The sequence below is a fragment of the Streptomyces sp. NPDC059010 genome, from assembly GCF_042740355.1.
Taxonomy (GTDB): Bacteria; Actinomycetota; Actinomycetes; order Streptomycetales; family Streptomycetaceae; genus Streptomyces.
Genome location: NZ_JBHYJA010000095.1, coordinates 1 through 9,752 on the forward strand (window position 1 = coordinate 1; position 9,752 = coordinate 9,752).

Genomic DNA, 9,752 nt, shown 5'->3' on the forward strand with positions numbered 1-9,752 from the left:
GACCTGAACACGGTGACGCCGCTGCAGTTTTCCCAGCGGGTTTCCCGGGATATTTCCTTATATCCGGCTGTTCCGCCGGTGGCCGAAACCGGGCGCCCGGTATCCAGCCACCCGGCGCCCGGCCATCCGGCCACCCGGCGATCCGCCAACCGGGTGACACCGGCCCGCCCGCCCGGTTCGTCACCGTTTGCCGCTCACCTTGCTGCGCACCTCGCCGCTCACCCTCGCCCCATCGCCCGCTTCACCGCGATCTCGATCACCACCCGGTCGGGATTCGGCGTCGGCGTCCGCCCGTACCGTTTCGCGTACCGCCGCTCCGCGTCCCCGACCCGCTCGGGCTCGGTCCGGACCTGTGCCAGCCCCTCCAAGGTGGCCCACCTTCCGCCGTCCACCTGGCAGACCGCGACGTGTGCCCCGTCGGCGCCGGCCGTCAGTACGTGGCGTACCTTCGCGCTCGACTTGAGCGTGATCACCCGAGCAAGCCGCGCCTCGGCGTCGTATGTCACTCCGACGGGCACGACATGCGGGGTGCCGTCCGGACGCAGGGTCGTGAGGGTGCACAGATGCCTCTCCTGCCAGAAGGTGAGGTACGACGCGTCCGGCGCGTCCGGGTCCTGGGGGTATGCAGCCATGGCCCGGAACCTAGCCCCACTCCGCCTCCCGGCACTACCTTGAGCGGAACATTGAGCGGAATAGACTCAACTTTGTGTACGCTGACTCAGTCAGTACTGGGAGACGCTGACGCCAGGAGGAGAACGGACACGTGGACGCCGACCTGACCAACCGGAGCCGGGACGCCTTCAACGCGGCGAGCAGTCGGGCCGTGAAGGACGGGCATCCCGACCTCACCCCGGCCCATCTGCTGCTCGCGCTGCTGGAGGGGCAGGACAACGAGAACATCACCGACCTGCTCGCCGCCGTCGAGGCCGACCAGGCCGCCGTACGGGCCGGTGCGGAGAAGATCCTCGCCGGGCTGCCCAGCGTGACGGGGTCCACCGTCTCGCCGCCGCAGCCCAGCCGTGAGCTGCAGGCCGTGTTCGCCGAGGCGCAGGACCGGGCCGGGGAGCTCGGGGACGAGTACCTCTCCACCGAGCACTTCCTCGTCGGTATCGCCGCGAAGGGCGGCCAGGCCGGCGAGGTACTCTCCCGGCAGGGCGCGGACGCGGAGAAGCTGCTGGCGGCGTTCCAGAAGAGCAGGGGAGGGCGACGGGTGACCACCCCCGACCCCGAGGGCCAGTACAAGGCCCTGGAGAAGTTCGGCACCGACCTCACCGCCGCCGCCCGCGAGGGCAAGCTCGACCCCGTCATCGGACGGGACCACGAGATCCGGCGGGTGGTGCAGGTGCTCTCCCGCCGTACCAAGAACAACCCCGTCCTCATCGGCGAGCCCGGCGTCGGCAAGACCGCCGTGGTCGAAGGGCTCGCCCAGCGGATCGTGAAGGGCGACGTCCCCGAGTCCCTCAAGGGCAAGCGGCTCGTCGCGCTCGACCTCGGTGCGATGGTCGCCGGGGCCAAGTACCGCGGCGAGTTCGAGGAGCGGCTGAAGACCGTGCTCGCGGAGATCAAGGACTCCGACGGGCGGATCATCACCTTCATCGACGAGCTGCACACGGTCGTCGGGGCCGGCGCGGGCGGTGACTCCGCCATGGACGCGGGCAACATGCTCAAGCCCATGCTCGCCCGCGGTGAGCTGCGCATGGTCGGCGCCACCACCCTGGACGAGTACCGCGAGCGGATAGAGAAGGACCCCGCCCTGGAGCGGCGCTTCCAGCAGGTGCTGGTCGCCGAGCCGACCGTCGAGGACACCATCGCGATCCTGCGCGGACTCAAGGGGCGGTACGAGGCGCACCACAAGGTCCGGATCGAGGACAGCGCGCTGGTGGCCGCCGCCACCCTCTCCGACCGCTACATCACCTCCCGCTTCCTGCCCGACAAGGCGATCGACCTCGTGGACGAGGCCGCCTCACGGCGCCGTATGGAGATCGACTCGTCCCCCGTCGAGATCGACGAACTCCAGCGCGTGGTCGACCGGCTGAAGATGGAGGAGCTGGCGCTCGGCAGGGAGAAGGACGCCGCGAGCAGGGAGCGCCTGGAGAAGCTGGCCCGGGACCGCGCCGACAAGGAGGAGGAGCTGCGCGGGCTCAAGGCCCGGTGGGAGAAGGAGCGGCAGTCCCTCAACCAGGTCGGTGAGCTGAAGAAGCAGATCGACGACCTGCGCAGCCGGGCCGAACGGCTCCGGGACGAGGGCGACCTGACCACCGCCTCCCAGCTGTTCTACGAGGAAATCCCCATCCTGGAACGGGAGTTGGCGGAGGCGTCCGAGGCCGAGGAGGTGGCCGCCAAGGACCCGATGGTCAAGGAGGAGGTCGGCTCCGACGACATCGCCGACACCGTCGCCGCCTGGACCGGCATCCCCGCCGGCCGCCTCCTGGAGGGCGAGACACAGAAGTTGCTGCGCATGGAGGATGAGCTCGGCAAGCGGCTCATCGGCCAGAGCGAGGCCGTACGCGCGGTGTCGGACGCCGTACGCCGCACCCGCGCCGGCATCGCCGACCCGGACCGCCCGACCGGCTCCTTCCTCTTCCTCGGCCCGACCGGCGTCGGCAAGACCGAACTCGCCAAGGCCCTCGCCGACTTCCTCTTCGACGACGAGCGGGCGATGGTCCGCATCGACATGTCGGAGTACGGCGAGAAGCACAGCGTGGCCCGGCTGGTCGGCGCGCCTCCCGGCTACGTCGGCTACGAGGAGGGCGGCCAGCTGACGGAGGCGGTGCGGCGCAGGCCGTACAGCGTGGTGCTGCTGGACGAGGTGGAGAAGGCGCACCCCGAGGTCTTCGACATCCTGCTCCAGGTGCTGGACGACGGACGGCTGACGGACGGTCAGGGCCGTACGGTCGACTTCCGCAACGCGATCCTGGTGCTCACGTCCAACCTGGGCAGCCAGTTCCTGGTCGACCCGATCACCAGCGAGGCGGAGAAGAAGGAGCAGGTCCTTGAGGTGGTCCGGACCTCCTTCAAGCCCGAGTTCCTCAACCGGCTGGACGACCTGGTCGTCTTCTCGGCCCTGCACAAGGACGAGCTGAGCCGGATCGCCCGCCTCCAGGTCGACCGGCTCGCGCGCCGGCTGGCCGAGCGGCGGCTCACCCTGGAGGTCACCGACGAGGCCCTGGCGTGGCTCGCCGACGAGGGCAACGACCCGGCCTACGGCGCCCGCCCGCTGCGCCGCCTCGTCCAGACGGCGATCGGCGACCGGCTGGCCAAGGAGATCCTGTCCGGCGAGGTCAAGGACGGTGACACGGTCCGGGTGGATGCCTTCGGCGACGGCCTGATCGTGGGCCCGGCGACGGGCAAGACGCTGTGATTCCGGGTACCCGGAGGGGCCGGGCATCCGCCCGGAGTCACCGGGTGCCCGCCCGCAGTGACCGGTTCGAGTCAGCCCAGGGCTGACAGACCCGTCAGGGCTTGCCACCCCCCTCCCCGCATGGGAGAGGATGGCGGAATCCGTACGAAGGGAAAATCACGGTGAGCATCGACCCGTCCTCGATCCCGAACTTCGGGGGCCAGCAGCCGGAGCCCGGGCCACCGCCCGGACCCGTTGTCCCGGATCAGGACCTCGTGAAGCAGCTCCTCGACCAGATGGAGCTGAAGTACGTCGTCGACGACGAGGGTGACCTCGCGGCGCCGTGGGAGCAGTTCCGTACGTACTTCATGTTCCGCGGTGAGGGTGACCAGCAGGTCTTCTCGGTGCGGACGTTCTACGACCGGCCCCACAAGATCGACGAGAAGCCCCTGCTTCTGGAGTCGATCGACGACTGGAACCGCCGGACCCTGTGGCCCAAGGTCTACAGCCACACGCACGACGACGGCACCGTCCGTCTGATCGGCGAGGCGCAGATGCTGATCGGCACCGGCGTGAGCCTGGAGCACTTCGTCTCGTCGACGGTCAGCTGGGTGCGGGCCGCCATCGAGTTCGACAAGTGGCTCGTCGAGCAGCTCGGCCTTGAGCAGGAGGTCAACGACGCGGAGAAGCCCGAGGAAGACGGCGAGGGCGAATAAGCCGCACCACCCAAGGCGTACCTACGGCGGCGTATCGGCGATCACGACCGGACACGCGCCGTGGGCGAAGGAGAGCCCGGCCCGGGCGCCGGCCACCACGGCCGCGCACCAGGGCCGGGCTCTCTTCGTCCACAGCCTGTGGGCAACCCCGCAACCCCCTACATCGCCCGCAGCCGCTTCACCGCCTCCTCCAGCACACCCGTCTGCTTGCAGAACGCGAACCGCACGAACGGCGCCCCCGCCTCCCGGTGGTCGTAGAAGACCGCGTTGGGGATGGCGACCACCCCGGCCCGCTCCGGCAGGGCGCGGCAGAAGGCGAAGCCGTCACTCTCGCCCAGGGGGCGGATGTCGGTGGTGATGAAGTACGTGCCGGCCGGCCGGAAGACCTCGAAGCCCGCCTCCGCCAGCCCCGCCGCCAGCAGGTCCCGCTTGGCCAGCATGTCCGCGCGGAAGGCCGCGAAGTAGCTGTCGGGCAGCGCGAGGGCCTCCGCGACCGCGTACTGGAACGGGCCCGAGGACACGTACGTGAGGAACTGCTTCGCCGAGCGCACCGCCGTGACCAGGGCGGACGGCGCGGTCACCCAGCCGACCTTCCAGCCGGTGAACGAGAACGTCTTGCCGGCCGACCCGATGGTCACCGTCCGCTCCCGCATCCCCGGGAACGTGGCGAGCGGTAGGTGCTCGGCGGCGTCGAAGACCAGGTGCTCGTACACCTCGTCGGTCACCACCAGCAGATCCCGCTCGACGGCCAGCTCGGCGATCGCGGTCAGCTCCTCGCGGGTGAGGACCGTGCCGGTCGGGTTGTGCGGGGTGTTGATCAGCAGCAGCCGGGTGCGGTCGGTGACGGCGGCGCGCAGCTCGTCCAGGTCCAGCCGGAAGCTCCCCTCGTGCGGCCGCAGGGTGACCGGCACCCGCGTCCCGCCCGCCATCGCGATGCAGGCCGCGTACGAGTCGTAGTACGGCTCGAAGGCGATCACCTCGTCACCGGGCTCAAGCAGGGCCAGCAGCGTGGCCGCGATGGCCTCGGTGGCACCGGCCGTGACCAGGACCTCCGTGTCCGGGTCGTACGACAGCCCGTAGCGCCGCTCCTGGTGCGCCGCGACGGCGCCTCGCAGCTCGGGGACGCCGGGACCCGGCGGGTACTGGTTGCCGCGCCCGTCGCGCAGCGCCCGCACCGCGGCCTCACGGACCTCCTCGGGTCCGTCAGTGTCGGGGAAACCCTGGCCCAGGTTGATGGACCCGGTCTTCAGGGCCAGCGCGGACATCTCGGCGAAGATCGTCGTCCCGAACTCGGCGAGCCGGCGGTTGAGCAGGGGGCGGGAGGTGGAGGTCATGCGGGTCATCCTGCGCCCAAGCTCTGGAGTTCCTCAACTCTGCTTTGGGTCGTGAGACGGCCGGGCATCTGACTCCCACGCACCGAGCGGGAGGCGCCCACGGGGGGACGCCGGGATCCGCTTCGGGGGAACGGAAGGAGGCTGACGCCATGACCATAATCATCGTGGGGGCGCTGGTCGCAGTGGTGTTCGTAGTGATCGTCGTGTCCATCGCCCGCGGCAGCGCCCGTCCGGCCCACCGCTCGCACGGCAGGCGTTCGGGCAGCGGCGCAAGCGGCAGCTGGTGGGCCGGTGGGGGCGGCGCGGGGTCGTCCTGTGGGGGTAGCTCCTCCTGCGGGGGCGGTTCGTCCTGCGGAGGCGGATCGTCCTGCGGCGGAGGAGGCGGTGGGGGCGGATGCGGTGGCGGAGGCAGCTGACACGGGGCAGCTGAGCTCCCCCCGAGGGGGAATCGCATCCGGAAACGAGCGGGGTCGGTGCCTGGGACCGGCCCCGCTTTTGCACGCCCCGGCGCACGCCGGAGTTGAACAGTTGAGCTGATAAGCCCTCTGAGGGATGGAAACCCTACGAACTTGGGTAAAAACGCTGTGGCAGCGCCACCGTTCATGATTCAGTTAATTTCACCAACGCAGCCCCTCGGACGTCCCGCGGACACCCCTTTCTGACCGGCCGACTGGGCTGACCGGGCCGATCTCCCGGTGTCGGCCGGGGCGCCGCAGACCCACACCTCCCTTTCTTGCGTGCTAGCGGAGCCGACCCATGCTCACGACCCTGAACACCGCCTATACCGACACGCGTGCGGCCGACCTCGCCTGGGCACTGGGGCGCGAGCCGCTGCCCGCGCTGGCCACGTTGGACCTCGAACTGACCGGCGCGAAGCTCCAGTTGAGACTGCTCGGCGCATCCCACCAGGTGCTGCTGGAGGAGAAGCGGGGCGACTGCTCGGAGACGGTGGCCTGCATGCCCGGCAGCAGCACACCCCTGCCGCTCGGGGTGGCCAAGCGGGCGGGCGACTGGGAGTACGAGTTCGCGGCCCGGGTGGAGATTCTGTCGCCGGGTCAGTTCGCGGGCCGCGCACAGGAGTTGCTGGCCCTGGTCGCCGACCACCCGCAGGGCCTCGCGGGCGTGTTCCCGGGCAGCCCGAACGCGTTCACCGCGATGCTCGCCCAGTACCACCAGGGGCAGGTGCACTGGCGGACCTGGCACGCGTATCCGCAGGACGGGCAGTTGGTGGCGACAAGGACCAAGGTGGGCGTGCGGGTGGGCCGCAGCGAGGGCTGGGGGCGGCAGCCCCCGGTGGCGGTCACATAAACACCGACACATAAACGCCGGGCGCTCAACTGTCCGCCAGTTCCACACGTGTGGGTGACGTAGCGTGCCGCAGGCGTAACGTACCGTCGGCAGCGTGATCGACCCGCACGCGCCCGCACCACCCGGTGCCCCGCCGCCCTGGCCCGGCCCGGCGCGGCTGCCGGTGCGGCCCGGCACGGGTCGGTTCCTGGTCCTCGCGGGCGTCTTCGTCTGCGCCGCCTGCGGACTCGTGTACGAACTCGAACTGGTCGCCCTCGCCTCGTACTTGATCGGCGACTCGGTCACCCAGGCCTCCGTCGTGCTGTCCGTCATGGTGTTCGCGATGGGCATCGGCTCCCTCGCCGCGAAGCGGCTGCGGCCGCTCGCCGCGGCCGGGTTCGGCGCCATCGAGGCCGTCCTCGCCCTCGTCGGCGGCTGCAGCGCGCTCGCCCTGTACGCCGTCTTCGCCTGGACCGGTGACTGGGGCGGCCTGTGGGCCAACGGCCCCCGCTGCCTCCTCGTCGCCTTCTCCCTCACCATCGGCCTGCTCATCGGCGCCGAAGTGCCGCTGCTGATGGAGCTGATCCAGCGCATCCGGCGCCAGGACGCGGGCGGCGCGGTGGCCGACCTGTTCGCCGCGGACTACGTCGGCGCCCTGGTCGGCGGCCTCGCGTTCCCCTTCCTCCTCCTGCCCCTGCTCGGCCAGTTGACCTCGACCCTGATCACCGGCGCCGTCAACGCCGTCGCGGGCGGTGTGCTGGTCCTCGGCCTGTTCCGGGGGGACCTCACCCGCCGGGCCCGCTGGCTGCTGGTGATCGCCAACGTCACCGTGCTCGCCGTCCTCGCCTCCGCCGCCGTACTCGTCGACGACTTCGAGCGGGCGGCACGGCACGCGGTGTACGGGCTGGACGTACGGGTGGCGCTGCAGACGGACGTCCAGGACGTCGTCATCACCGGCGGCACCCACGGCCGGCCCCTCGACCTCTTCCTCGACGGCCGGCTCCGCGTCAGCGGCCGCGACGCACGCCGCTACCACGAGGCGCTGGTCCACCCCGCGATGAGCGGCGAGCACACGCGCGTACTGATCCTCGGCGGCGGGGACGGGCTGGCGGCGCGCGAGGTGCTGCGCCACCCCGGGGTGCACCGCGTGGACGTCGTCGAACTCGACGCCGGAGTGGTGCGGCTGGCCCGCCGGGACCCTCCGCTGTCCCGCCTCAACGGACATGTGTACGACGACACCCGCGTCCACGTCATGACGGGCGACGCCTTCCGCCGGCTGCGGGCGGCGCCGCCGGCGACGTACGACGTCGTGATCTCGGATCTGCCCGATCCCGGCATCACGGCCAGCACGAAGCTGTACTCGCAGGAGTTCTACGGCCTGGCCCGCCGCGCCCTGACCCCGCACGGCCGTCTCGCGGTGCACGCCGGGCCGGTCTCCTCCCGCCCCCGCGGCTTCTGGACGGTCGACACGACACTCCACGCGGCGGGCCTGCGCACCGCCCCATACCGCGTCACCGGCCCCGCCTCCGGCTTCACCCCGGGCCCCGACCGCGCGACGGGCCCCAGCCGGGCCCCCCACGACTGGGGCTTCATCCTGGCCGGCCGCGGACAGCGCCCCGCGCTGCGGCTGGGGGAGGACCGGGGGACACCACGGCCGCAGACCCTGACCCAGGAGAGGCTGACGGCCGACGCACGGGCGGCGGAGCGGACGCGGATCGGGGGGCTGGAGGCGTCGACTCTGGTGCATCCGCGGTACTGAGGCATTGAGGTGGGCGGGGCGTGGAGGGTACGCCCGGGGTGGCGGTGTGTGGTGAGAATCCCCGGATGTGTGGGTGCGGTTCACGCCATGCTGGGTAGGCTCGCTCACCATGGAGCATGAGGTGTTCGTTCCGGTTCCGGCCGAGCGGCTCAGGGAGGTGCTGGCCGACCCTGTGCGGGTGGCCCGCGCGGTCCCCGGGCTCCAGCAGGACGCCGGCGCCGAGCCCGTCGCGGGACGGCTGAAGGTACGCGTCGGCGGTCACACGATCACGTATCGGGGGCTGGTACGGCTCTCCGGGCAGGACGACGGTTCCTACGCCGTCGAGGGCGACGCCACCGAGGCGCGCGGCACCGGCTCGGTCAAGCTTTCGCTGAGGCTGCGGCTGCTGGACGCGGACGGCGGCACCACGGTGCGATTCGAGGGGACGGCCGCCGCGGACGGGCGCGTGGCGGATCTGCCGCGGGATGCGGTCGGGACGGCGGTGACGCGTCTGCTGAACCGGTTCGCGGCGAACCTGGGGGTGGCTGCGGGGGAGCGTGCGCCGGGGGGAGGGGACTCGGACGAGGGCTCGGAGGATGGCGAGGGCCTGGAGGAGTCCCTCGCGCCCGGTGAGTTCGAGACCCGCGTGACCAGTGACTTCGAGACGACGCCGGACGCGGATGACGCACCGGCGCCGGGGCCGGGGCCGGATCCAGAGTCACAGTCGGAGTCGGAGTCGGAGTCGGATCTGGAGCCCGGAGACAAGGCATCCGCCGCTGACAGCCCCGGCCCCGCGTCCGTCTTCGAGACGGATGTACCGCCGCCGTCGCTGGACTCCGCGGCCGAGGAGGACGGGACTGAGCAGAACGGGAGCGGGGCCGAGCAGAACGGGGCCGGGGACGAACCCCCGGTCGCCGAGGCGGCCCACGCCCGGCGGACGATGATCGGTCGCAGTGCGGAGGAGGTGGACCATGCCCCGCCGCGCGGGCGTTATGCGCCGGTCCCCGCGCCGCAGACGGTCACGCCCGGCTCCACCCTGCGCTGGGCCGCGCCCGCGGCGGCGCTGGTCCTGGCGTCGGCGATCGTGGTGGGACGCATGCTGCGGCGCAGGCACTGAGCTTCGTTCGCCCCCGCCGCCCCTACCCGCCCCGTCCCTGGGGGCTGCCGCCCCCAGACCCCCGCTTCGGCCCGAAGGGCCTCATCCTCAAACGCCGGACGGGCTGAAAAGCAGTGAGTTCAGCCAAATCCAGCCCCTCCGGCGTTTGAGGAGCGGGGGTCCAGGGGGCGGAGCCCCCTGGGAGCGGGGTCGAAGGGGCGGCAGCCCCTGGGGATGGGAC

General features: G+C 71.6%; 7 protein-coding genes. 5 read left to right on the forward strand and 2 right to left on the reverse strand.

Annotated features, from left to right (window positions below; all coding sequences use genetic code 11):
* Window positions 1-218 precede the first annotated feature (218 nt).
* Entirely contained in the window at window positions 219-632 is a 414-nt protein-coding gene (locus tag ACFWYS_RS46200) for a pyridoxamine 5'-phosphate oxidase family protein (protein WP_384783035.1), read from the reverse strand.
* A gap of 131 nt (window positions 633-763) precedes the next feature.
* On the opposite strand from ACFWYS_RS46200, the gene clpB reads away from it, so the two are divergent.
* Together clpB and ACFWYS_RS46210 are read left to right on the forward strand one after the other, a co-directional pair.
* Complete coding sequence (gene clpB, locus ACFWYS_RS46205; protein ID WP_384783038.1) at window positions 764-3,361, forward strand: ATP-dependent chaperone ClpB; 2,598 nt, start codon at window positions 764-766, stop codon at window positions 3,359-3,361.
* Window positions 3,362-3,522: 161 nt separating this feature from the next.
* A complete protein-coding gene (locus ACFWYS_RS46210) occupies window positions 3,523-4,056 on the forward strand; it encodes a YbjN domain-containing protein (RefSeq protein WP_384783041.1) in 534 nt (177 codons plus the stop codon).
* Window positions 4,057-4,214: 158 nt separating this feature from the next.
* On the opposite strand, the gene ACFWYS_RS46215 is transcribed toward ACFWYS_RS46210, so the two are convergent.
* The gene (locus ACFWYS_RS46215; RefSeq protein WP_384783044.1) at window positions 4,215-5,399 is read right to left on the reverse strand and encodes a pyridoxal phosphate-dependent aminotransferase; all 1,185 of its coding nucleotides are present in this window, start codon (window positions 5,397-5,399) and stop codon (window positions 4,215-4,217) included.
* A 747-nt stretch (window positions 5,400-6,146) separates the two neighbouring features.
* Here ACFWYS_RS46215 and ACFWYS_RS46220 point away from each other — a divergent pair.
* The 3 genes from ACFWYS_RS46220 (at window position 6,147) to ACFWYS_RS46230 (ending at window position 9,532) form a co-directional block, all read left to right on the forward strand.
* Window positions 6,147-6,698 carry a DUF2617 family protein gene (locus tag ACFWYS_RS46220; protein ID WP_384783047.1) on the forward strand — a complete coding sequence of 184 codons (552 nt, stop codon included), beginning with the start codon at window positions 6,147-6,149 and terminating at the stop codon, window positions 6,696-6,698.
* A gap of 94 nt (window positions 6,699-6,792) precedes the next feature.
* A complete protein-coding gene (locus ACFWYS_RS46225; RefSeq protein ID WP_384783050.1) occupies window positions 6,793-8,436 on the forward strand; it encodes a polyamine aminopropyltransferase in 1,644 nt (547 codons plus the stop codon).
* A 109-nt stretch (window positions 8,437-8,545) separates the two neighbouring features.
* Complete coding sequence (locus ACFWYS_RS46230; protein ID WP_384783053.1) at window positions 8,546-9,532, forward strand: SRPBCC domain-containing protein; 987 nt, start codon at window positions 8,546-8,548, stop codon at window positions 9,530-9,532.
* Window positions 9,533-9,752 lie beyond the last annotated feature (220 nt).

Bases quoted from the DNA above. Each gene is read 5' to 3' on its own strand.
- ACFWYS_RS46200 (WP_384783035.1), bottom strand. From the start codon at position 632: ATGGCTGCATACCCCCAGGACCCGGACGCGCCGGACGCGTCGTACCTC.
- ACFWYS_RS46215 (WP_384783044.1), bottom strand. From the start codon at position 5,399: ATGACCCGCATGACCTCCACCTCCCGCCCCCTGCTCAACCGCCGGCTC.
- ACFWYS_RS46220 (WP_384783047.1), top strand. From the start codon at position 6,147: ATGCTCACGACCCTGAACACCGCCTATACCGACACGCGTGCGGCCGAC.
- ACFWYS_RS46230 (WP_384783053.1), top strand. From the start codon at position 8,546: ATGGAGCATGAGGTGTTCGTTCCGGTTCCGGCCGAGCGGCTCAGGGAG.